Source organism: Sphaerisporangium viridialbum (assembly GCF_049674955.1).
Taxonomy (GTDB): domain Bacteria; phylum Actinomycetota; class Actinomycetes; order Streptosporangiales; family Streptosporangiaceae; genus Sphaerisporangium; species Sphaerisporangium viridialbum.
On record NZ_CP187232.1, the window covers coordinates 6,305,702 to 6,327,476 of the forward strand.

The window sequence follows — 21,775 nt, forward strand, 5'->3', positions numbered from 1 at the left end:
TCGCAAAAAGGAAGGCGACGATGGCCAAGACCGGTGACGCCGCCCCGGCCTGCCCAGAGCAGTGCCCCGTGTGCGGGCATGCCCTGCCCACTCCCGACGGTGCCTACATCCACAAAGACTTCCGCGACTACATCTGCGGATTCCAGTGGGACCCCCAGCAGCCAGGACGCTACTACGCCCAAGGCCCCGAAGGCGGAGTCCAGGTAATCAAGGGGCTGCCGTGGGTGGCACGCGACATGTACAACTACGGGCAGCAGGTCGCCCCGCTAGAACCCCACCCCGACGACGTTCCTGCTCGCGGTGGTCCCGATGGCCAGCGGACCTTGCCTTGGTACGTCAACGAAAAGCTGGCCTACTTCCCCAACGAGGCCTCCGCTCAGCAATGGGTTGACGAGCACAACCTCACCTCCTGGACGGGGGCAGCATGAAGACCACCCCCGCCATGACCACCGCGCAGCGGATCCGGGCCACCCGACTCACCCTGTCGCAGGGACCGGACGGCCGGCTTGAGTTCACGCTGGTCACCCGGGGGCCGATTCCAATTCATGACTCGCGGCCAAAGACGATCACACCGAGCGATCATTTAGCACCGGAACGCGCAGGGTTGCGTACCACCCTCGCCCATGAACGCCCGAACCAACTGCATCTCGTCGTCCATCGCCAAGCTTCCCAGCCACAAAACACACGGACACACCTGTACCAGGCAAACTTTGCAGATTCCCTTCCGACGTGTACGGCGCTTACCGGATAGGCTGCCGCTGTCGCTGACGAACCCCACGAATCCGGGCTTCACCTCGCTCCGGATCATCGATGCCCTGTCTGATCCGGATCCGGAGGGTGCCCTGGACGATAGCCCCGGTCACTATCCGGACCGCCGGATCAGGTTTCGCAGCCTGCCGGAGTCAAAGTGCTCTCAGACAACGAGGCGGGATACGCCATCACAGGATGACCGTTTGGATGGTTTTGTAACCTCCGAAACGGACGACATCTTTGGAGTTTCTACTCGTCACCTCGCATGCCCTATACCCTTCGCAAAGTCACGTTTTCAGAGGAGTGTCCAGAGGGAGCCGGCGTGCCATTGTCGTGGGGCGATCTCCCGGTTGGAAGGGTGCTTCGCCTTGCCGGAGTTGATTCCAACATTGACGCCAATGTGATGGAATTGTTATTGAATCCCTTACCTGAGACCGGCCCCGCCGTCATCACCTACGCCGCGGCTGAAGGTGATTCGGTCTCAGAGGTGGTGGACTCCATCCTCTGCGATCTGGAAATACTGGCCATTGGGCTCTTTCCGGCCTGGTTACCCGGAGGGGAGGGGCTCTCCGGCCCCGGCGGTGGCGGAATGGCGGCGGCGAGGATCCTCGCGATGCGCCTCGCATCAAGCACCCGTCATTTCGGACCGTTCATGGCCGACCTCGCCGCCCGGGCCATCCAGCACCGCGGTCCATTGGTTCCCGGGCGGCGGGGTCCAAAGGGACGATCGTTCCCTGCGGAGTCGCGGGCGGCTGGTCTGGCCCGGGTCATCGCCTCCACGTTCGGCCGCGAATCGGCGGCGCTGGTCATCTATGTGCCGGAGAAGCTGACCTCCCATGGAGAGACGCTCCTGGTTGCCGGATGCGAATGGCTGGCGCACCGGAGCGGCATGGGGATCTGGCTCGTCGGCCCCGAACTGCGCCGCGTCGAAACCCTCTACCTGGAGGTACCCGAAGCGGTCAGGAGACTGGCCGAAGAGATGACGGCACCGCCGCTCACCGCGAAGGTGGGAGTGCCGCCGATCGCCGGAAGGCCGCACGCGGGGAGCACGGTGGAGCAGGCGCTGGAGGCGGCCCTGGCGGAATGCGACTGGGCTCATGGCCGGACCTGGAATCAGACGTATCAGTCCAAGGACCCGTTGTTCGTCATGATTCGCACGGATCTGATATGGGTCCGGGAGAAGTGCGTTGTGGAACTTGACGGACCGGAACACGCGACGTCCGCCCAAATGGAGCGTGACCAGATTCGTGATCGGCACCTGGAACGTGACGGGTTCACGGTGTTGCGATTCACCAACCAGCAGGTGATGGGCGACCTACGGGGGGTTTTGCGCCACATCGACGAATTCCTCCGGGCGCGACGCCTCGGAATGAGCGAAGGAGCAGGCTGATGTCCGAAGAAAGACTCACGTACCGGCAGGTCGCAGCTCTGCTCGTGCTAAGGGAGCTCGGAACCGCGTTGCCCCACAGGAATCTGAAGGATGAATGGGGCTTGGAGCTCGATGCCAAGAACCGTGCGGGTCTCATCGACGCCAAGTTGATCGAGTCGGAAACCAAAGCCAATCGAGCTCTGTGGTACGCGATCACACCGGCTGGTGAAGATCGCGCGATCGCGGAGGTACGCAAGGGAGTCCCAGTGTCCTCCCGGTCGGGCAAGGCGCTGGCTCTTCTGTATCTGCGGTCCCTCTTGGCGCCCAAAGCAGCGATCTCAGTCGTCGGGGAACCCGTTCAGACACCGGTGACGACGGTGTCGCCGGAGGAAGTGGAAGGCCGGATTCGCGAGGCCTATGCGAAGATCTCGCCCGGTGCTGGCCGGTGGGCCGCGATGACCAAGCTGCGAGCCCTCCTGGCCGACATCGATCGGGATCTCCAGGACGACGTTCTGCGCACCATGATGCTGGCAGGGCGTGCGGACATCGAGCCCGTTGCGATCGTGGGTGACCTGAGGCCTGAAGACCACGCTGCCGCGATCATCATTGGCAGCACACCCAACCATCAGTTCCGCGTCGGAGCGTGACGATGGTTACCGAATGGTATGCGCTGGATAGTCTCAAGATCTTCTCGACCGTCAACGCCAGTGAGGATGTCTGGCAGCCGGTTCCGTTCCACGTGCCCGAGATGCACCCGGCGGCTTCCTACGCTCTTCGCTCGGGACTGGATGCCGCCGCCGACTCTCCCGTGACCAGCCCGATCGGGGTGGTCCTTGAGGGTGGCGCCGGAAGCGGTAAGACGCACCTGATGAGCTGGCTGCGTGAGCAGGCCATCCAGCGCGATGGCTACTTCTTCCTCATGGGCATTCTCGACGCCCGCAACTTCTGGGAAAGCGCCGTCGTGTCCATCCAGGACGGGCTGGCTCGGGTGGGTACAGATGAGGAGACCCAGCTCAAGCGGTTTCTTCGCAATCTGACGGGCCTGATGCAGCTCCCGCGAAAGACCCAGCAGACGATTATCGGTAACCAGATGGTCACCCGTGAAGATCTCGATCAGTTCATCGAGGCCCTGTGCAGAATTGATCGCCGGGTTGGCAGAGAGGCACAAGACGTCGCTCGGGCTCTTGTGCTACTGGGGGCCAATGACGATGCCCTGGCGGACATCGGCGAGTCCTACATCTGCTCAATCGAGGATGGCGAGAGCTACCGGCTGGGGTGGGGATTCCGGCAGGTCCGCAAATCTCCACAGGAGATCGTCCGTGACATCTCGCGGCTGCTGGCGTTGACTGGCCCGAGCGTCATGGCCTTCGACCAACTCGACGCGTTCATCGCGCAGAGCAGCCTCTTTGCCGAGGGTAGCTCCAACAGTCCGGCGACCTCGGCGGTTCTTCAGTTCGCTCATGGGCTGACCAACCTCCGTGAGGTGTCCAGCCGAACCCTGACGGTTCTCTCCTGTCTGCCGGAGACGTGGACGATTCTTGAGGAGCTGGCTGTCAAAAGTTTCAAGGACCGCTTTCGGAAGGCCACGTTCCTTCGGCGCATTCCGACTCCTGAGGTTGGGGCGGAGCTCGTCACCGTGCGACTCGCGGAGCACTTCAAGGACATTGGCTTTGACCGGCCATATCCAACGTGGCCGATCAAGCCGGAGGCCTTCGCGCGGGCTCCGTTCTACACTCCGCGTGAGGTACTGGAATGTCTCTACAAGCACATCCAGAAGTGTCTGCTCCAGGGCGGCGAAATCACTGAGCTGGACAGCCTCGACGCGCCCTCAAACGTGGCCGATCGTTTTATGAAGCGTGATCCCGAGGAGGAAGTGCTTCGGGCGATCGACATCAAGTTCGCGATGCTGGCCGATTCGGCCGACATCAGTGGAGCGCTGGATGCCGAACTGGAGGACACAGTTCTTCCTGGCCTGATTTCGGCGGGCCTCCGGGCCTGGATCGTGGAGCAGCGCGGGACGTTCGCGCGCTACCGGGTCGACCCGCCGATGGGCCGGAAGACCTCTCTTCACGCCGGTCTCAAGCAAGTCCTGAACGAGGCGACTGAAGATGAGATCCACTGGGCGTTCCGCGGCATCGCCGCCACCCACCACCTCGCGGCGTTGACTCGGCTCCGAAAGGCGGCGCTCAAAGCCGGTCTCGCGGAGGAGAGTCCCAAGCGTCGGTTGATCATCATCCGGAACATTCCGTGGAACTCCGGGCCGGTCACCCAGGAAGCAGTTGCCGGCTTCCACGCCAGGGGCGGTCGGGTGATCGCAGCCGACGAAGAGGATCTCACGGTGCTGTGCGCCCTGCGGGATCTCTTCGCGGAGAGCGTCCCGCACCTCGACCAGTGGATCGCCAGCAGGAAACCCACCGCCGACCTCAAGCTCCTCAAGGACGCCTTGGGTGATTGGCCTGATCCAACTGCTCCGCAGGAGCCTCGAGCCCCAAAAGCCCCTGAGGGGCCGCCCGCGCAGGCGAAGCCTCTGCCGACTCACGAGACCGGTACCCCGGACAACTCTCCGGAAAGCCGGCCGGTCGGGGTGCCGTCGCTGACCGTGGGGCACTCAGACGATGGCGGGCATCCGGTCTCCGTCGAGTTGGAGGCGCTCCGTAAGCACATTGCGATCTTCGCGGGATCCGGCTCGGGGAAGACCGTTCTGATCAGGCGAATCATCGAAGAGTGCGCCCTTCAGGGCGTGTCCTCGATCGTGCTCGACCCGAACAACGACCTCGCCCGTCTCGGCGACGCATGGCCAGAGGAGCCCTCCGCCTGGGGCCCGGGTGATGGGGGCCGGGCGGCTCGTTACATCGCGGACACCGATGTCGTGGTCTGGACACCACGCAGGGAGAAGGGCCGTCCGCTGGCCTTCCAGCCGTTGCCCGACTTCTCCAGCGTCCGGGACGACGTCGACGAGTTCAACGAAGCCGTTCACGCCGCCATGGCGGCGCTCACCCCACGGGCGAAGGCGGAAGGCGGCAGCAGCAAGTCCCAGGTCGCTCGGGCGGTGCTCATGGAGGCGGTTGTGCACTTCGGAAAGTACAAGAATGGCGGCCTCGACGGGCTGATCAATCTGCTCGCGGACTTCCCCGAGGACGTCAGCCAGATCAGCGGAGCGACGAAGATCGCAGATGGGCTTGCCCAGGTGCTCCGGGCTGCTGTCGTGACCGATCCACTGTTCGGAGGAGAAGGTGAGCCAGTCGATCCAGGGCGACTTCTCACTCCGGCCGCAGGAAAGCGGGCCCGGGTTTCGGTCATCAGCTTCGTGGGGCTACAGAGTGACTCCGAGCGGCAGTCCTTCGTGAACCAGTTGCAGATGGCGCTGTTCGCCTGGATCAAGAAGAACCCCGCCGGTGACCTGCCCCTCGGTGGGCTCTTCGTCATGGACGAAGCGCAGACCTTCGCCCCCTCGGGCGCTATGACCGCGTGCACGCAGAGCACACTCGCGTTGGCTTCCCAGGCCCGGAAATACGGGCTCGGGCTGGTGTTCGCGACCCAGGCACCTAAGGGCCTGCACAACCGGATCCCGGGCAACGCCGCGACACAGTTCTACGGCTTGCTCAATGCGGATGTACAGATCGAGGCCGCGAAGGCGATGGCCCGCGTCAAAGGCGGCAGGGCCGATGACATCGGTTCGCTTCGCAGCGGCCAGTTCTACGTCGCACCTGAGGGCGCGAGGTTCACGAAGGTGCGTACACCTCTGTGTCTGACCCATCACCCCAGGGCGCCGCTGACGACCGAGGAGGTCATCACCCGAGCGAGCCAATGACCTTGCAGGTCAGCCGTACTCGTCTGGAGCTGAGGGTGAGTCGTGTGGGGCTGGGTGCATAAGCTACGGCGAGGCTGCGGCCGGTATGCATCAGTGAACCTTGGATGAGGATGCCGCAGCGCCGTTCTTCCGGCAGGCCGCTGATTGAGGCGGCCGGCACTGGATCGACGCGTTCGACGACACCCGGCTCGCGGCCTGTCGCCAGGCCCGCGACTGGAGCCAGGTCGAGCTGGCCGAGCGCCTCGTGCAGGCCCGCACCGATGGGCCGGCGTCGGTCCTCGACGCCGCCCGGTAGATCCGCACGCTGGTGGTGCAGGTGTCCTGCTACGAGTCCGGCCGGACCAGGCCGCGGGCGAAGGCGGCCGTGCTCGGCGCCGATGTGCTGCAGCTGCTGGCGCCCGGAACACCGGTCACGCTGGTCACGCTGCGCGCGCGACTGGGGCTGACCCAGGACGACGTCGCTGCCGCGCTGGGCATCAGCCGCAGCCTCTACGCCGCCGTCGAGCAGGGTAAGCGGGCGGCGAGCGTGCCCGAGACGGCCGCGCTCGCCGCGGCTCTGCACCCCTCGGTCGACCGCGCTGCCGCCGTCGCCGGCGTGACGGCTCAGCCGCCGCCGGGGCCCGAGGAAGAGCGTTGACGCGGAGTCCGAAGTGGTCAGAGCCAGCGGCCCGAGCTTGGGCACCCCGGCCCCTCCACCGTCCGAGCGCGAGAAATACAGAGGTTTTGGCCTGTCCAGTGCAACGCAGGTCAGCGGCGGGGTAGCACGCCCAGGAGGGTTGCGGTCAGGGCCAGCTTCAAGTAGTCCTTCAGCTCCAAGTGGAAGCGGGCCAGGTCGGGCTCGGCCTGATAGGCCGCCTGCAGGCTGGGTGGGGGTGTGCTGTACGCCGACAGCGCGCCGGCCATGACCATGGTTTGCAGGCTGAACAGTGTTGCGTTCTCGCCCAGCTCCGGCAGGTACTTGTGGATCAGGGCGGTCATGGTTGTCAGGCGGTCCAGGGAGGCGCGCTTGTAGCGTGCTACGACCTCGACGGAGACGTTGTGTTCCAGGACGCTGCCCTGTGCGCCGAAGAGGTCGCACAGCACCACTCGGCCGGAGAGTGAGCGGCTGAGGATCTCGGCCACCGCTGCCGCTCGCTCGGCCATGGGTAGATTTTCGTCGATGCCGGCGGCCAACTCGCCTGCCAGTTCCGTCAGCCACTCCTGCAGGAAGTGGTCCAGCAGTTCTAGCAGCACCGCCTCGCGAGACTCGAAGTAGCGCAGCACGTTCGGCTTCGCCAGGCCTACCCGGCGGCTGAGCTCGTTCAGGGTGACCGCGGCCACAGGCATCTCGTCGAGCATCGCCGACGCCATGTCGAGGATCGCCCGTCGGCGGATCTCCCGCTGCTCTTCGGTTCGCGCCCGCTGGAAAGCCACGATCGCCAGCCTAACTTAAGTACCTGCGGTACGTTGACAACGTACCGCAGGTACTTTAACGTCGTCGACACAAGATACCTTCGGTACGTTAGTTAGTTGGGAGCCTGACATGAGCGAGAAGTGGACGACGGCGAACATTCCGGACCAGCGCGGGCGGGTGGCCGTGGTGACCGGGGCCAACACCGGACTGGGGTACGAGACCGCCAAGGCGCTCGCCGAGCGCGGGGCGTCCGTGGTGCTCGCCGTGCGCAACGTCGAGAAGGGCGAGCAGGCCGCGGCCCGCATGACCGGCGACGTAACCGTGCAGGCGCTGGACCTGACCTCGCTCGACTCCGTCCGGACCACGGCGGCGGCGCTGCGGTCCCGGCTCGACCGGATCGACCTGCTGATCAACAACGCCGGCGTGATGTACACCCCGAAGCAGACCACCCGGGACGGCTTCGAGATGCAGTTCGGCACCAACCACCTCGGCCACTTCGCGCTCACCGGGCTGCTGCTGAACCGGATGCTGCCGGTGCCCGGCTCGCGCGTGGTGACGGTCAGCAGCACCGGCCACCGCATCCGGGCCGCGATCCACTTCGACGACCTGCAGTGGGAGCGGTCGTACAGCCGGGCCGCCGCCTATGGTCAGTCCAAGCTGGCCAACCTGATGTTCACGTACGAGCTGCAGCGCCGGCTCGCCACGCACGGCACCACCGTCGCGGTGGCCGCGCACCCCGGCATGTCCAGCACCGAGCTCGCCCGCAACATCCCCGCGGCCCTCCGGCTTCCGCTCACCTGGCTCGCGCCGCTGATCACCCAGACGCCGGCGATGGGCGCGCTGCCGACCCTGCGCGCCGCCACCGACCCCGCCGCGCTCGGCGGCCAGTACTATGGTCCCGGCGGACGCAACGAGGTCATGGGCCACCCCCGGCTGGTCACCTCCAGCCCGGAGTCGTACGAGGTAGCCGTCCAGCAGCGGCTGTGGGCCGTCTCCGAAGACCTCACCGGGGTGAAGTTCCCCGTCGTTCAGTCCAAGCAGAACTCGTTTCCCTCCGGATCGGCCATCACGATGTAGCCCGCGCTGGTAGGAGGCGCCGGCTCGTCGCGGCGCAAGCGGGTGGCGCCGCGACCGACGAGGCGCTCGCACTCCGCTTCGAGGGCGGCCATCCGCTCGTCGCCGTGCAGGCCGGGTGCGGCGCGTACGTCCAGGTGCAGGCGGTTCTTGGCGGTCTTGCCCTCGGGGACCTGCTGAAAGAAGATCCGAGGACGTACGCCCTCGGGGTCCTCCAGAGACGTCCGCCAAGACCTCTCATCACCGGAGTTCCGTTGTCCGTGCATTCTGCCACCTTGTCGTCCGACGAGGCGGACATCTGGTCGGTGTTGGTGTCATCATTGTCGGCCGGCGATGACGGTTCTGACGGTGGTCAGGGCGATGACCTGGCCCTGGACACGACGGTCGTGGATCTGGTCGATCATTTCGCGGTGATCGACGACCCGCGTCATCCCTCGTGGGTGGTCCACCCTTTGGCCGCGGTGCTGGTGTTGTGTGCTGCCGCGGTGGTGGCCGGGATGCGGGGGGGTTCACCGCGCTCGCCTCCCCGGCTACGAAGGCACAGGTCACGGGATTTTCACCCCACTCACACAACCGGCTGACGTGCCGCAGCTCAGCGTGGACAACCATACTTACAACGCCTTACTGCGTGCCCTGCGCTGTTGATGGGGCTCGGATTCGTCGCCAGGCACTGCGCCACTGGGTCCGCCTGGCCAAAAAAGTTCCTGGGGTGTCGGGCTGTGCCCTCCCGGGCGGTTTTGGTGTTGCGCCAGCCTGGCGGAGGGCAACCCGGCTCTCGCTGCGCTCGTCCCGGCCGGGACACAGATCTTTTCCTCCTTCGTCGGAAAACATCTTGTCCACGCCGGACCGCCGGGTTGCCCTCCGCGGGCGGCCGACGCATGGAGATCTTCCGCCGGGAGGGCGGGCCCTCCGTCCTCCCCCGGACCGGAAGGGACCACAATCCATGACCACGCCTGCTCCAGCCGAGGTGTTCACGACCCGGCACGCCGACCTTAAGGACCTGGTGACGCTGCTGCGGGACCAGCAGGGCCGCAAGGTCGACATCGTCGCCCCGCCCACGGCGCTGCGGGCCGAACGCGGTCGCCTGATCATCTCCGGCACCGAGCCCATCCTGTCCCCGACCGGTGTCACCACTACTGACGGCGTCTACCGGCCGACCGCCACGTGCGAGAAAGGCATCGCCGAGAAGCTCAAAATCAACCTGCCCTACCTGCGGAAATGCCGCAACGAGGCGATCGAGTTGTGGGACGTCAACGTCAACGGCTGGCTGGACCGGGTACCACGAGACCACAAGTTCCTGATCCGCGGCTTCCGAGGATCAGGTGGCGGACCCGGGGTCGCGCGGGCGCTGCTGTCGGACTCCTACAAGCGGGTCGATCACCTGGACGTGCTGACCGCCGCGCTGGACGGCGTGGAACAGGCCGGGGTTCCGATCACGATCCAGGGCTGTGACCTGACCGAGCAGCGGATGTACGTGCGGGTCTACTCCCCGGCCGTCCAGGTCCTGGCGCCCAGGCTGCTGGAGGGCTACCGGAGCCCTTTCACCGGCGCCAGGGGCGCGGACAACCCGGTCGTCTGGGGCGGATTCGTGATCACCAACTCCGAGACCGGGTGCGGGGCCGCCGCGATCACCCCGCGGATCGTGTTCCAGGTCTGCGACAACGGCCACACCATCACCGCCGACTCCCACCGGACCGTGCACTTGGGCGGCAAACTCGACGAAGGGGTCATCGACTGGAGCGGACAGACCCACCAGAAGAACCTGGAACTCATCACCGCCAAGACCACCGACGCCGTCCGCCGCTTCCTGACCCCCGCCTACGTGCAGAAAATCGTGACCACGATGGAGGCCAAGGCCGGCGTCCCGATCGTCCGCCCGGCCGAGACCATCCAGAACCTCTCCCAGCAGCTGCGCTTCTCCGACCAGCAGCAGGACGCGATCCTGGGCCACTTCATCAAGGGCGGCGACCTCACCGCCGGCGGCGTGATGCACGCCGTCACCTCGGTCGCCCAAACCCTCGCCGACGCCGACGCCGCGCACGAGATGGAATCACGCGCCCTGCAGGTCCTGCAGCTCGCCGCTCGCGGCTGACGCCTCCCTCTCCGCCCCATCTGGCCCCGCCCGGCCACCCGCCGAGTGGGGCTTTCGCATTCCCCGACCCCTTCACAGAAAGGTCCATGATGACGCGCCACCTTCGGGCCGTTCCCGCATCCCCCGATGTCCGGGCTGCCCGACCGGCTTGCCTGAGTGATCCACCGAGCGAGGACGACGCCGAGATCTTCACCAGCCAAGGCTTGGCCGAGGTTGTGTCGCGGGCCCAGCCTGACGCCGAGGAGATCTGCGTGCAACGCTTCGAACGTGACGACGGAACGCTGATCATCTACATCGACGCCGGTGACATCGTCGCGTTCGTCTACGCCGGCCGGCCCACCGAAGCCGGCACGCGGGCCGGTGACCAGCGCGACGCGGTCGTAGTGGACCTGCACCGGCGTACCGAGGCGGGCGAGGAGCGGCTGCACGTCCTGCTCGACGGTGTTCCCGCTCGACTGCTGACGCTCGATCCCGCCCAGTTCCAGATCCTCACGACCGCCGATCGCCGCAAGCGTGGGCTGGAGCTGGTCTGCGTCCGCTGCGGCGGCCGAGTCGAGGCCGTGGCGCACCGTTTTCTCCACGTGTTGTTGGAGGCCGCCGCCGCACATTCCTGCCCTCCCGTGACGGGGGGCTGAGTCGTGCGGTTGACCACCTACAACGGCGACCCTCTGCACAAGACGCCGGACACCGCCACGACCATCGGATGGTGGTTCGTGCAGGAAGGCAGCCTGCACGTCAAGATGCACGATCGCTGGCGCGCGGAGGTCTGGTTGAACCCCGACCGGACGCACATGGCCCGGTTGAGGATCTACGACCATGACAGCGGCGCCGAATGGCTGGACGCCTCCTACTCCCTCGGTACCTGCGGCTCCGTCCCGTTCGAGCGTGCCGACCAGTTCATGCTGGAGGGCACGTTGCCCGGCTGGGGCGAGTGGCCCAGCGAACCCACCAGCAGCGGGCGCGTCCCAATGCCCACCTGCCTGTACTGCCAAGGCCCGGTCAGCCGCGCCGACCTGCTGGTCATCGGCTCCGGTCCCGCCCTCAGCAGGGTCTACCCCGAGCTCGCGGCGTGGGCGCCTCGCGCCCACCGCTCCTGCCACCAGAACCGCGAGCAGAAAGGGGCCGATGACAACGCCCGGGACGCCGGCCCGCCGACGGCAACCGAGGGCGACGGCCCATGACGTCCTCCATTCGGGTCGTCAACCCCTTCCTCGGCGACGTCAGCGGCCCACCTACCACCCACGCCTCATCGATCACCCATTGGCGGCCGACCGGCCACCGCTCAACCACCCAACCCCGCAGAAAGGCACGTTAGTGAGTAACGACACCACCATCACCGTCGTCGGGAACCTCGTGGCCGACCCCGACCTCCGGTTCGTCCCCTCAGGCCGTGCCGTGGCCAGCGTCCGCGTCGCCTCGACTCCCCGATTCCTTGATCGCTCCACGGGTGAGTGGAAGGACGCCGAAACCCTCTACATCACCTGCAACATCTGGGGCCAGCAAGGCGAGAACGTCGCCGAAAGCCTCCAGCGCGGCCACAAGGTCATCGTACGGGGACGCCTGAAACAGCGTTCCTACGAAACCCCGGAAGGCGAGCGCCGGACGGTCATGGAACTGGACGCCGAGGACATCGGCCCCTGCCTGGCCAACGCCACCGCCAAGGTCACCAAGGCCCAGCGCGTCACCGTCCCCGACTCTCCCGCCCACCTGGCCCAGCCGACCGGCAGCCCGTGGGACGCCCAGGCGACACCGGCCCCAGATCCGTGGGCGGGGGTGCCCGTCCCCGCCGGCGTCGGCCCAAACGCCGCAAGGCCCCCGTTCTGACTACTGGCCATTAACGAAGGCCGCAGCCGAGCGCAGGCTGCGGCCCTCGGCATTTCCGGAAGCGATGGAAGAAAGGAGGTCATGGGTGGCGAAGGTCGTCCTGTCTCGGCATAGGTGTTGACTCGGTCGGGGTGCTCACTCGGTTCCTGCTCGAACCAGAAACTCGCGATTTCGATCTGGACGATCTGATCGTGATGACGTCCATGACAGGCGATGAGTTCCCGGAAATCGCGGAACACATGGAAAGGCTCGTTCTTCCGCTCAACAGATCCTGCCAACGCCGTCCTTTCCGCTTCGCCGACTTTGCTGCTCTTAGGAGTCAGCGAGAAGTGCCCGAACTTCAGTTTCACGATAGCGGCGATGACCACCCAGAGTGCGAATCGAGGTGAGCTTTCCCGACTTTACCCATCGTGTTACTGTTTTGGGATCGACATGAAATATGGTAGCTACTTCGGCTGGAGTGAGTAGCTCATCTTTCTCGCATATCAGGAGATTCGTTTTGTCTAGTGTCAGTGTGATTTCTCTATCGGTATCGATCACTTCGTGTCGGAATGGTGCGAGCTCGGTTGGTGATTGGCTAGGCAGCGCGACCTTGGTCATGTTGGAGTCTTTAAGCTGACTCTCAGAGCCGTTAACTGCGGAGCGGGCAGGGGCGGAGCGATCCAGCTGTTCGGTGTCGTCGCGGTCGCCGGCCATCTCTCGCAACAGGACCAAGCCCAGCAGCGCAGCATGTTCTGACGATGACATGACGAGAGGCCTAGACGCGGCAGAACGAGCTCGAGACGTAGTAATCATGAATATTGATCGGGATGCTGGCGTATCTGCCATGTCGTATCGTGACTGCTGGGGAGAATGGACTGGCCCAAAAGCCGGATGTAGATGACCTTTCTCGTGGCCCAACTTCAGCACCTGCGCCATGTCAACAACTAGCGGACACGCTCGACCGATAGCAGCGAATTCTCCTAGCAGATCGCCGGGACCTCGGATGTCCAGCAGCGCTAGCTGACTCTCCGGAGCCCGAATGTCTGGTGGCACGAATGCGTTCCACCAGACAACCCTCCGGTGTTCCTGTTCGGCGGCGGATGACAGCGCATTACTGCCTTGCGGCAACGTCAAAGACTGCTCGTTACCCCTATTTCAAAGTGCAGCCGCCACGAGCGAACAGCTCGATGTGCTGTTGCCCAGGAATGCGATGACCTGTGTGCGGTAACAATCACGCGGGAGAGACGATGTTCAACATCTCGTTTGCGGCAGATCCAAGAGGGATGTTTGATGTGAATTTCCGATACCCGTACCGCACATGTCAGCTCATCCAGATTGCCTAGTAGTGACAGCATGTCTGACACACAATCGCAAGAGCTCCATCGATCGGCGAATGCCACCATGGAAGCTGTGGTGATTCCTGCGGTGCCGCATCGGTCGAAGAGATCTGCCCTATCGTGTTCCACCGATTGGCAGCGCAGGCAAAGCGCGGCATCTGGATCCATCGCATCTAGCCAATATCGTGGCTCTTCTACCACATAGTCACGTTGCGCCTGCCGGGCGTTGCTCCGTAGCAGAGCGGGGAGCAAGGTGGATTTTCCTAGACCGTAACCACCAGCAATAAGGATCCGTGCCTGGCGCGGTTCTGGGTCTGTGAGGGCGGGCATTTGCTCTATAAGGTCCTTAACGCCTTGCCAAACGCTGTCTTTGTACCTCGGCGATCGGCTGACGAGTTTGTAGGTCCGTCCGGTGGTGCTGCACCGGGTTGACTGCTGGATCGTTCGGACATTGTCGCCGACGGTGCTTGGGGATGGATCCGCTTCGCTGTCTGGGTGCGCTGGTGCCTGGACAGCGGGGTTGAACATCGTGACGGAGTCAAAATGGTGGTCTTTGTCCAGTACCTTGTCAAAGACCATCGCACAGGCCCGCATCAGCACTGGGGGCGCATTCACGGTGCTGGACAATGCTGCCGCCGCAATGGCGCGGGCAACGTCCAGGCGGACCTCGGCAACGATTCCCTGATCAACCAGATACTGCAAAACCCGTGCCGCACCCTTTGGTCGTGTTATGAGCGGCATCAACGTTCGCAGCTCAGGGGACAAGGCGGCGGTCAGCGGAAGAACGGGCAAAGCGGTGAGCGGATTCAGCACTTGTCTTCCAAAGGAGCAGCTTTCCCTAGCGGCACCCGGTCGCCGCTGAAACGACTCCAGCCTCCGGCCACCATTGTTGCTAATGAAGACCTCAAACTCGCTCAGGGCTACGGGCCAGGGCGCTGGCGGGCGCGCGTCACCGCACATTCCCACCAGCATGAGCACTAGATCATCAAGATCGAACATGTGTTGCGCGGCACGCTGAACCTCGGCGCGGTCTCGGGCCTGCTCAACCACCGCGTCCGGGACTAGGCTCCGGATTCGCTGAGCAGCCGGACTGCCCAGCGAAGAAGCGTCCAGCAAGTCATCGAACTCGTCACGCACGTGCACGCTGGGTTGTATGCCCTGGGATCCGGCAACGCACCGAAAGTCTCGATCGCTCATGGCAGTCACCTCTCCGTGCCATCGGGGTCTACAGGGTGCCGCTGAGCGGCGATGTCCTCGGCAAGCTTTTTGCGGATACGGCCAAGACGGCCTTCGGCTGCCTTGGCCGACAGGCCACTCAGCTCGGCGGCTTCTTTTTGGCTATGTCCATGCATCTGGTACCACAACACCTGATGCACCTGAGGGTCCTTGATCTTGGCCATGACATGCTTGATCTCATCAACCATGACAGCCTGAGACTCAGGGGCACGGCCGAAGGCCGGCTGGAAGACGGTCTTGACCATGGCTAGGTCTTCAGCAAGCCCTACCCCCCGTGCCAGCAGGTCCAAGTGCTTTTGCTTGCGCCAGCGGCGATACACCTTCTCAAACCCCAGCAGACAAGCACCGATGAAGTAGGTGTCGAGCGACGCCCCCCGCCTGGCGTCCCACTGATCAGCCTCCACCGTGCGGCGAAAGCGGGCTACCCCCTCATTCGCAAGATCAAAAACTATCTGATCGATATCGTCCTCAGTCCACGCCTGCCAGTCATCTCATTACTACGTATCAGCGGCATCGTCCGGGCGCCGCGTTGAGCCAAGGTCCGGTTGGCCTGATCACGCAGCGCGTTCACCTTGCCGAAGATCTCTCTCGAACGCACCCATTTGCCCAAGATGGGCAACCCATAGCCGATCAACCGGCCAGCCAGCCGCTTGAAACGCTCTTCCCGCCCCGCCGTCAGGTCCTCCCGCACCAGCGCCACGATCTTCTGATCGGCTTCCCGCCGGGCCTGGCGCTCGACGTCGCTGTCGCGCTCGACTCCAGAGGCGAGTTGCTCCTCAACCTCGGTGACCATTATCTCCAAGTACGGTGTGGCGTCCTGCACCAGCCGCGGATCCTCACTGCTGTCGGATTCAAGATCGGCGCACGCTGGACCGGCAGGCTCAGCGTCGAGCCCGCGTTGGTCTGGGCCGGGCTGTCCGAGATGAGCCATCGACATACCCGCTCCCCTCGGAGGGATAAGGGGCCGAGGACGCGCGCACGGCCCGAGACAGTTGGGGGTGTACGCCATGGCTATATGTGGCTGCGCAACGGTTCCCCTCGCTGTGGGGAGAAGAATTTTTCTCCAGACCTGAGCGAGGGCAACCACGCCGTGACCGCCTACACCTTCAGCGCACCACATCACCAAAGTGACAAATGAGGCTGGAGGACCACGATGCGAACCGACGATAGCGACGATCAACCCCCAGGCACCGAGGTTTCCCAACATCACAGGCCCACCCGCCACCCCCAGCAGGTGCGGCACGCTGCTCGCCATGCGAAGGACCCCACCCCCCGCTCCGCGCCCAAGGAAGAAAGCACGAAGGAGACCGCGATGTTCTCGGAACGCTCTTTGCTGGCACTGGTGTGCTCCGCCATGATCACCACCATCATGACCGGGCTGAGACTGGCCGACGACGCCTCCTGGCCCCAGGCCCTCAGCATCGGCCTGGGCGCGGGGGCGCCACGCTCATTGGAGTGATCACCCTGCTGAACCGCAGTAAGTAGCCGTGAACCCAACCGAGCGCCTGATCCGCGCCGGGCTGAATGACGAGAGCCTGCCGCCCGACGAACTCGCCGACTACATCACCGGCACCCACTTCAAGGAGTGGGCCGAGTTCGTCGCCCGCAACCAGCCACCGCGCTCAGGCTGATTCCCGCACAGAGGATCTTGGCTATGTCGATGAGTTGTGGATCTGGTTCAAAGTCCGTGAAGCGGGGGTGTGTCCAGGACGAGGGCGAGTGGGTCCGGGTGCGGGCGCGGACCCCGGCCGGGTCGGTCGCCTGCCCGGGGTGCGGGGCCGAGATAGCGCTCGGCTCCGGAAGGGCTGGCCAGCCGCCGCGACCTGCACGAGTTCACCCCCAAGGGCGCTGCCGCCAAGGCCCGGGCCCTGCGCCCGTCGCTGGCGAACATCGCCGCCCCGGCCGCCGGGCAGACCGGGATGCTGCTCGGCGAGCACAACCGGGTGGAGATGCGCGGCAGCTTCGAGGATGTCACGTTGGCCGTCATGGCGCCGCGCTCGGGCAAGACCACGGCGCTGGCGGTGCCGATGGCGCTGGAGGCCCCCCGGGCCGTTGCTGGTCACCTCCCGTAAGGCCGACGCCGTCTACACCGTCACCGCCTCCCCACGTAGCGCCATCGGCAAGCTGTGGGTGTTCGACCCCCAGCAGATCGCCTACGCCCCTCAGCGGTGGTGGTGGGACATGCTGGCCGGCGCCCGCACCGTCGAAGGCGCGCGGCGCCTTGCGGCTCACTTCGTCACCGCGTCGATCAGTGCGAGCAACCGCGGCGACTTCTGGTCGCTGGCGGCCGGCAACACCTTGACCGCGCTGTTCCACGCCGCCGCCGTCTCCGGGCGCACCATCATCGAGGTGCTGGAGTGGGTCAACAGCCCCGCCGAGCGGGAGCCCATCAACCTGTTGCGCGACGCTGGGGCGCACTCTCTGGCCGGGCAGCTCCAACGGACCATCCGCGGCGCGGTCGAGACCCGGGACGGCATCTACGAGACTGCCGGCCAGTGCGTGGCATGCCTGATGGACCCGGCCATCACCACCTGGATCATCCCCCGGCAGGAGCTGGACGCCTTCAACCTGCGGGAGTTCGTGCGCAGCCGCGACACGTTGTACCTGTTCTCCAAGAAGGGGCCCGGTTCGGCTGCGCCGCTGGTGGCGGCGCTCACCGACGCGGTGCTGCAGGCCGCCATCACCGCCGCCGAGCAAGACGGCGGACGTCTGGACCCGCCGCTGCTGCCGATCCTGGACGAAGCGGCGAACATCTGCCCCATCGAGGACCTGCCCGACCTGTACTCCTACCTGGGGTCGCTCGGCATCCCCCCTGGTGACGATCTTGCAGTCCTACCGGCAGGGGGTGCGGGTATGGGGCGAACCCGGGATGGACGCACTGTGGTCGGCGGCCACCATCAAGATCCTCGGTGCCGACCTGGACGACGCCGACTTCGCCGGGAAGTTCAGCCGCCTGATCGGCGTCCACAAGGTCGTCGAGACGAGCATGTCCCGCAGCCAGGGCGGCACCAGCGTCAGCTACAACCCGCGCAAGGAATCGATCTTCACCGCCGCCGACGTACGCGCGCTGCCCAAAGGCACCGCCCTGCTGCTGGCCACCGGAATCCGCGCGGCGGTGATCCGGCTGCGCCCCTGGTACAAGGAGCCGGGCGCCCGGCGGCTGTCGCAGGCCTCGCGCCGGGTCCAGCAACGCATCACCGACCGGGCCCGCGCGGCCGGGGGTGCGACCATCCCGCCGGACGACTCGCTCCCCTTTGATCCACGTTGAGGTAATCCGCCCACTGCCCTATGAGAAGGAGCCATCATGGCGGCCGATTTGGACCAGGCCTACGCCGGCCTGCTGCACGCTCTTTCCGACCACACCGCCCCCACCGGCGGGGGTGATCTTCCCCCGCCACCCGACTTCGCTGAGATCCATCTGAGGTTCGCCCAGCTCAAGACCGTACTGGGGTTCACGGCTCCGGACTGGAACACCATCAGCTCCGGCTTTCAGGACCTGCGCCTGCAGGTCGGCCTGCCGCCCACCCAGGCGGGCGCTCCCCCGGTGCTGCTGCACGCCGCCCACCGCCAGGAGCAGGAGCTGCTGCGCGGCCTGGACCCGGTGTGGGAGCGCTTCACGGTCCCGGCCGAAGCGCCGCGTACCGCCCAGCGCGACGAGCGGGAGATCCTGGGTGATCTGTATCCGGTGTGGGAGAGCTTCATGGTCCCAGCCGCAGCCCTGCGTGAGACTCACCGCCAGCTGGGCGAGCACCGCCAGGCTCCGCGATGGCAACGCATCGGCGAAGTGTGGGGCGCCTTCCGTCATCTGACCGACACGATCACCAAGGCCGCCGGCAGCTACACCCGCGAGCTCGTGACCGACGCCCGTGTCCAGGGCTTCTTCCAGACGGTCGGGCTGCGCGTCGCCGGGGTCATCGAGCAGCAGGCACGTTCGCTGCACCAGGCCATCACCAGCCCTGGCCAGGCGCAGGCCCGGCGGGCAGCCCTGAAACTCCAGCACCTCGCCGCCGATGTGGTCGCCCGCCTGCGCACCCATGCGAGCACTACAGGCCAGCAGGAGACCGGCCGGCGCCCCTCCCCCGCCGGCACCCGGGCGCAGGCGGCCGCCCTGCGCTCACCCCAGGCTCCGGCTGCGAACACCGCCCAGCATTCGGCGCGGCCACGGCCGCCGCAGGTACCACCACCCTCGTGGGGGACTCCCACCGGCCCACGACATTCCCGATGAACCAAAGAGAACATGACCACTGACATTTTCGAGCCTGAGCCCGCCCTCGCCGACCTCGGCGCCCGCCTCACCCGCCTGGAGGCGGCGCTAGGACGCCAGGCCGAGGAACTGGACGAGCTGCGCGAGCTCGCCGCCGCAGACACCGAGCCCGCCGACGACCACGCCACTGGGCAGGATCCGGCGGCCGAGCCTGGGCCGACCTTCCTGCTGCTGCTCGACGATGAGCAGCTCCTGGCCGAGCTGCCTCTGCTGGCCATGTGGGTGCACGAGATCCTGGTGCCGTACTACGTCATCGAGCCCACCCCCGGCCTGCCCTGGTGCCCCCAATGGTGGGAACACCCCGAGGCGCTGGCCCGGCTGCACGCGCTGTGGCTGGCCTGGCAGGAGCTCACCGACCCCGCCGCCGGTGGGTTCACCGGCGCCTCGATCTGGCATCGCGACCACCTCGACCCGGCCCTGGCCGTGCTGCGTGCCCCTGACGGGCCGCTGGCGGGATGCACCACCGATCCGCGACGCCCCCAGCACCGGCAACCTCCGGACACTCCTATCCAGCCCTATCCGGCGGTGGGTAAGCATTAGGCGGATGCGGTTCACTAGCGGATCGACTCTGCACTGCACTTCGACGCCCACAGAATCCTTCGCAGGTGCGACGGGCAGCGGACGCCCCCCCACGGGCGTGAGGAGGATTGATATCGCGGATGAGTCATCTAACAGGGGTACGGCTCACCCCCACGGGCGTGGGAGGACCCGTGCCCGGCCGTCGCGAAACTGCCCGCCTACGGCTCACCCCTACGGGCGTGGGGAGGACCGGGTGCTGCTCGCGGTCGGGCCGCCCGTCCCCGGCTCACCCCCACGGGCGTGGGGAGGACTCCTGGACGTCGATCTGGTCTTGCGCCTTGCCCGGCTCACCCCCACGGGCGTGGGGAGGACGTACACGGCAGACAGGCTCGCCGCCGTCCTGCCGGCTCACCCCCACGGGCGTGGGGAGGACCCGGAGCCGAGCACCGAAGCCGACCCGCCGAGCGGCTCACCCCCACGGGCGTGGGGAGGACCACCAGCGAGTGGCAGGTGTCCACCGTGCGGCCGGCTCACCCCCACGGGCGTGGGGAGGACGGTGCGTCGGGGTAGGTGGAGCCGCCGGGGAACGGCTCACCCCCACGGGCGTGGGGAGGACGCGCCGACCGTGATATCACCACGCGCGGCCAGCGGCTCACCCCCACGGGCGTGGGGAGGACAACGTGAACATGATCAGCGGCAAGTACTTCTGCGGCTCACCCCCACGGGCGTGGGGAGGACGGGCCGGCCACCGTGGTCGGACGCCCCGGCAGCGGCTCACCCCCACGGGCGTGGGGAGGACTGTCTCGTGCGAGAACTAGATGCTCTCGCCACCGGCTCACCCCCACGGGCGTGGGGAGGACGCCTGTCGCATGTGGACCGCCTGCATGATGGCCGGCTCACCCCCACGGGCGTGGGGAGGACCCTGATCAGGACACACATCCTGCCCCTTCAGCCGGCTCACCCCCACGGGCGTGGGGAGGACATCCCGGCCTTGTCGGATGCGGCCTGTTCTGCCGGCTCACCCCCACGGGCGTGGGGAGGACGGCGTCCGGCTTCAGGATGTGCGGCATGTTCTCGGCTCACCCCCACGGGCGTGGGGAGGACCCGAGATCCTGGAGCGCGCCGGAGTCGAGGACCGGCTCACCCCCACGGGCGTGGGGAGGACTACTGGCCGAACTGGTCGCGCAGAAGCAGGAGCGGCTCACCCCCACGGGCGTGGGGAGGACTCGGGGGCGTCCTCGCCGAGCAGCTTCATGAGCGGCTCACCCCCACGGGCGTGGGGAGGACTTGAGGATCCGGTCGGCGACGAACCGCATGTCCGGCTCACCCCCACGGGCGTGGGGAGGACCCCGTAATAACGCTCACCTCCGGCCCGCACTGCGGCTCACCCCCACGGGCGTGGGGAGGACTCGGGGGCGTCCTCGCCGAGCAGCTTCATGAGCGGCTCACCCCCACGGGCGTGGGGAGGACTGCTGCGCGGCCTGCGCGAGGCGCTGGAGGAGCGGCTCACCCCCACGGGCGTGGGGAGGACCCGGCTCAGAGACATTTCGCACGCGGGGTTGAAGGCTCACCCCCACGGGCGTGGGGAGGACGCCACCAGCGCCGCCGAGATCATGATGCCGCCGGCTCACCCCCACGGGCGTGGGGAGGACGCTTTCGACCCGGATAAGCGTGCCCGGGAACGCGGCTCACCCCCACGGGCGTGGGGAGGACGCACCCCGGAACAGGACCAGGGCCCGCCACGCCGGCTCACCCCCACGGGCGTGGGGAGGACACTTTCTGAGCTGCTATTTCACAATTGCACTTGAGGTTTCGGCGCTTCGGCTTTGTCATTCGACTCGGCTGCGGCGAACCTGATCAACTGTAGGCCGTCGAAGTCGATCACATGGCGGCGACGTTGGCCAGCGGTGCGCATTGTGCCTGTTCTGTATCAGCCGGGTGGATGAGGACCGCCAGGCCCTCGCCCACGCTGGCGCTGACCGCTGCCCAGAGTTCATCCCGCACCCGCGCCGATACGGTGCCGACGAAGAGACCGGGACAAGGCTCGATCAGCCAGCGGGATAGAGCACCTCCAACATGGTCAGGGATTGCAGTTGTCGAGATGGCAACCATCGAGGCCATCAG

24 protein-coding genes and 1 CRISPR repeat array are annotated in these 21,775 nt (G+C 66.3%); of the genes, 16 read left to right on the forward strand and 8 right to left on the reverse strand.

The window, feature by feature from the left end; all coding sequences use genetic code 11:
• The first annotated feature begins 20 nt into the window (after positions 1-20).
• From ACOZ38_RS28300 to ACOZ38_RS28320, 5 genes are all read left to right on the forward strand, one after another.
• Positions 21-428, forward strand: coding sequence for a hypothetical protein (locus tag ACOZ38_RS28300; protein WP_424534199.1), 408 nt, complete (start codon positions 21-23; stop codon positions 426-428).
• A gap of 644 nt (positions 429-1,072) precedes the next feature.
• Positions 1,073-2,140, forward strand: a complete 1,068-nt coding sequence (locus ACOZ38_RS28305) for an endonuclease domain-containing protein (RefSeq protein ID WP_424534200.1) — start codon at positions 1,073-1,075, stop codon at positions 2,138-2,140.
• Positions 2,140-2,766, forward strand: coding sequence for a hypothetical protein (locus ACOZ38_RS28310; RefSeq protein ID WP_424534201.1), 627 nt, complete (start codon positions 2,140-2,142; stop codon positions 2,764-2,766). The genes ACOZ38_RS28305 and ACOZ38_RS28310 overlap by 1 nt, the downstream gene beginning before the upstream one ends.
• Positions 2,767-2,768: 2 nt before the next feature.
• A complete protein-coding gene (locus ACOZ38_RS28315; RefSeq protein ID WP_424537097.1) occupies positions 2,769-5,930 on the forward strand; it encodes an ATP-binding protein in 3,162 nt (1,053 codons plus the stop codon).
• A 316-nt stretch (positions 5,931-6,246) separates the two neighbouring features.
• Positions 6,247-6,567, forward strand: a complete 321-nt coding sequence (locus tag ACOZ38_RS28320) for a helix-turn-helix transcriptional regulator (RefSeq protein ID WP_424534202.1) — start codon at positions 6,247-6,249, stop codon at positions 6,565-6,567.
• Between the two features lie 110 nt (positions 6,568-6,677).
• Here ACOZ38_RS28320 and ACOZ38_RS28325 read toward each other — a convergent pair whose 3' ends face one another.
• Positions 6,678-7,343, reverse strand: a complete 666-nt coding sequence (locus ACOZ38_RS28325) for a TetR/AcrR family transcriptional regulator (protein ID WP_424534203.1) — start codon at positions 7,341-7,343, stop codon at positions 6,678-6,680.
• A gap of 109 nt (positions 7,344-7,452) precedes the next feature.
• Between ACOZ38_RS28325 and ACOZ38_RS28330 the strand changes: the two genes are divergently transcribed.
• Positions 7,453-8,400 (forward strand): SDR family NAD(P)-dependent oxidoreductase, encoded by a 948-nt coding sequence (locus tag ACOZ38_RS28330; RefSeq protein WP_424534204.1) that lies wholly within the window; start codon positions 7,453-7,455, stop codon positions 8,398-8,400.
• Here the strand turns inward: ACOZ38_RS28330 and ACOZ38_RS28335 are convergent.
• Positions 8,352-8,663, reverse strand: a complete 312-nt coding sequence (locus ACOZ38_RS28335; protein WP_424534205.1) for a VOC family protein — start codon at positions 8,661-8,663, stop codon at positions 8,352-8,354. The two genes, ACOZ38_RS28330 and ACOZ38_RS28335, sit on opposite strands and share 49 nt — an antisense overlap.
• Positions 8,664-9,340: 677 nt before the next feature.
• Between ACOZ38_RS28335 and ACOZ38_RS28340 the strand changes: the two genes are divergently transcribed.
• From ACOZ38_RS28340 to ACOZ38_RS28355, 4 genes are all read left to right on the forward strand, one after another.
• Complete coding sequence (locus ACOZ38_RS28340) at positions 9,341-10,489, forward strand: DUF932 domain-containing protein (protein ID WP_424534206.1); 1,149 nt, start codon at positions 9,341-9,343, stop codon at positions 10,487-10,489.
• Between the two features lie 251 nt (positions 10,490-10,740).
• Positions 10,741-11,124 (forward strand): hypothetical protein, encoded by a 384-nt coding sequence (locus tag ACOZ38_RS28345; protein ID WP_424534207.1) that lies wholly within the window; start codon positions 10,741-10,743, stop codon positions 11,122-11,124.
• Positions 11,125-11,127: 3 nt separating this feature from the next.
• Positions 11,128-11,670: a hypothetical protein gene (locus ACOZ38_RS28350; protein WP_424534208.1), complete on the forward strand. Its 543-nt coding sequence runs from the start codon at positions 11,128-11,130 to the stop codon at positions 11,668-11,670.
• Between the two features lie 133 nt (positions 11,671-11,803).
• Positions 11,804-12,313, forward strand: coding sequence for a single-stranded DNA-binding protein (locus tag ACOZ38_RS28355; RefSeq protein WP_424534209.1), 510 nt, complete (start codon positions 11,804-11,806; stop codon positions 12,311-12,313).
• A 312-nt stretch (positions 12,314-12,625) separates the two neighbouring features.
• Here the strand turns inward: ACOZ38_RS28355 and ACOZ38_RS28360 are convergent, their stop codons facing one another.
• The 4 genes from ACOZ38_RS28360 to ACOZ38_RS28375 all read right to left on the reverse strand — a co-directional run bounded on the left by ACOZ38_RS28360 (position 12,626) and on the right by ACOZ38_RS28375 (position 15,805).
• Positions 12,626-12,802, reverse strand: a complete 177-nt coding sequence (locus ACOZ38_RS28360) for a BldC family transcriptional regulator (protein WP_424537098.1) — start codon at positions 12,800-12,802, stop codon at positions 12,626-12,628.
• 623 nt (positions 12,803-13,425) lie between these two features.
• Positions 13,426-14,829, reverse strand: a complete 1,404-nt coding sequence (locus tag ACOZ38_RS28365) for a hypothetical protein (protein ID WP_424534210.1) — start codon at positions 14,827-14,829, stop codon at positions 13,426-13,428.
• A 5-nt stretch (positions 14,830-14,834) separates the two neighbouring features.
• Positions 14,835-15,272 (reverse strand): hypothetical protein, encoded by a 438-nt coding sequence (locus ACOZ38_RS28370; RefSeq protein ID WP_424534211.1) that lies wholly within the window; start codon positions 15,270-15,272, stop codon positions 14,835-14,837.
• Between the two features lie 44 nt (positions 15,273-15,316).
• Positions 15,317-15,805, reverse strand: a complete 489-nt coding sequence (locus ACOZ38_RS28375; RefSeq protein WP_424534212.1) for a hypothetical protein — start codon at positions 15,803-15,805, stop codon at positions 15,317-15,319.
• A 375-nt stretch (positions 15,806-16,180) separates the two neighbouring features.
• Here ACOZ38_RS28375 and ACOZ38_RS28380 point away from each other — a divergent pair, with 375 nt between their 5' ends.
• The 3 genes from ACOZ38_RS28380 (at position 16,181) to ACOZ38_RS28390 (ending at position 16,940) form a co-directional block, all read left to right on the forward strand.
• Positions 16,181-16,327: a hypothetical protein gene (locus ACOZ38_RS28380; protein ID WP_424534213.1), complete on the forward strand. Its 147-nt coding sequence runs from the start codon at positions 16,181-16,183 to the stop codon at positions 16,325-16,327.
• A 28-nt stretch (positions 16,328-16,355) separates the two neighbouring features.
• Positions 16,356-16,499 (forward strand): hypothetical protein, encoded by a 144-nt coding sequence (locus tag ACOZ38_RS28385; protein WP_424534214.1) that lies wholly within the window; start codon positions 16,356-16,358, stop codon positions 16,497-16,499.
• 288 nt (positions 16,500-16,787) lie between these two features.
• Entirely contained in the window at positions 16,788-16,940 is a 153-nt protein-coding gene (locus ACOZ38_RS28390; protein WP_424534215.1) for a hypothetical protein, read from the forward strand.
• Between the two features lie 156 nt (positions 16,941-17,096).
• Here the strand turns inward: ACOZ38_RS28390 and ACOZ38_RS28395 are convergent, their stop codons facing one another.
• Positions 17,097-17,234, reverse strand: coding sequence for a hypothetical protein (locus ACOZ38_RS28395; protein WP_424534216.1), 138 nt, complete (start codon positions 17,232-17,234; stop codon positions 17,097-17,099).
• A gap of 449 nt (positions 17,235-17,683) precedes the next feature.
• Here ACOZ38_RS28395 and ACOZ38_RS28400 point away from each other — a divergent pair, with 449 nt between their 5' ends.
• The 3 genes from ACOZ38_RS28400 to ACOZ38_RS28410 are packed head-to-tail and all read left to right on the forward strand — an operon-like array spanning position 17,684 to position 19,672.
• Positions 17,684-18,136 (forward strand): TraM recognition domain-containing protein, encoded by a 453-nt coding sequence (locus tag ACOZ38_RS28400; RefSeq protein ID WP_424534217.1) that lies wholly within the window; start codon positions 17,684-17,686, stop codon positions 18,134-18,136.
• A gap of 36 nt (positions 18,137-18,172) precedes the next feature.
• Positions 18,173-19,093, forward strand: a complete 921-nt coding sequence (locus ACOZ38_RS28405; protein ID WP_424534218.1) for a hypothetical protein — start codon at positions 18,173-18,175, stop codon at positions 19,091-19,093.
• A gap of 12 nt (positions 19,094-19,105) precedes the next feature.
• Positions 19,106-19,672 (forward strand): DUF4913 domain-containing protein, encoded by a 567-nt coding sequence (locus ACOZ38_RS28410; RefSeq protein ID WP_424534219.1) that lies wholly within the window; start codon positions 19,106-19,108, stop codon positions 19,670-19,672.
• Positions 19,673-19,812: 140 nt separating this feature from the next.
• Positions 19,813-21,425: direct repeats of the CRISPR family, unit length 29 nt; unit sequence CGGCTCACCCCCACGGGCGTGGGGAGGAC.
• Between the two features lie 107 nt (positions 21,426-21,532).
• Here ACOZ38_RS28410 and cas2e read toward each other — a convergent pair.
• A complete protein-coding gene (gene cas2e, locus ACOZ38_RS28415; protein ID WP_424534220.1) occupies positions 21,533-21,772 on the reverse strand; it encodes a type I-E CRISPR-associated endoribonuclease Cas2e in 240 nt (79 codons plus the stop codon).
• Positions 21,773-21,775 lie beyond the last annotated feature (3 nt).

Coding starts and splice junctions, on each gene's coding strand:
- ACOZ38_RS28410 (WP_424534219.1), top strand. CDS start 19,106: ATGACCACTGACATTTTCGAGCCTGAGCCCGCCCTCGCCGACCTCGGC.
- ACOZ38_RS28340 (WP_424534206.1), top strand. CDS start 9,341: ATGACCACGCCTGCTCCAGCCGAGGTGTTCACGACCCGGCACGCCGAC.
- ACOZ38_RS28390 (WP_424534215.1), top strand. CDS start 16,788: ATGCTGCTCGGCGAGCACAACCGGGTGGAGATGCGCGGCAGCTTCGAG.
- ACOZ38_RS28310 (WP_424534201.1), top strand. CDS start 2,140: ATGTCCGAAGAAAGACTCACGTACCGGCAGGTCGCAGCTCTGCTCGTG.
- cas2e (WP_424534220.1), bottom strand. CDS start 21,772: ATGGCCTCGATGGTTGCCATCTCGACAACTGCAATCCCTGACCATGTT.
- ACOZ38_RS28335 (WP_424534205.1), bottom strand. CDS start 8,663: ATGCACGGACAACGGAACTCCGGTGATGAGAGGTCTTGGCGGACGTCT.
- ACOZ38_RS28300 (WP_424534199.1), top strand. CDS start 21: ATGGCCAAGACCGGTGACGCCGCCCCGGCCTGCCCAGAGCAGTGCCCC.
- ACOZ38_RS28315 (WP_424537097.1), top strand. CDS start 2,769: ATGGTTACCGAATGGTATGCGCTGGATAGTCTCAAGATCTTCTCGACC.
- ACOZ38_RS28375 (WP_424534212.1), bottom strand. CDS start 15,805: ATGTCGATGGCTCATCTCGGACAGCCCGGCCCAGACCAACGCGGGCTC.
- ACOZ38_RS28380 (WP_424534213.1), top strand. CDS start 16,181: ATGTTCTCGGAACGCTCTTTGCTGGCACTGGTGTGCTCCGCCATGATC.
- ACOZ38_RS28405 (WP_424534218.1), top strand. CDS start 18,173: ATGGCGGCCGATTTGGACCAGGCCTACGCCGGCCTGCTGCACGCTCTT.
- ACOZ38_RS28330 (WP_424534204.1), top strand. CDS start 7,453: ATGAGCGAGAAGTGGACGACGGCGAACATTCCGGACCAGCGCGGGCGG.
- ACOZ38_RS28365 (WP_424534210.1), bottom strand. CDS start 14,829: ATGAGCGATCGAGACTTTCGGTGCGTTGCCGGATCCCAGGGCATACAA.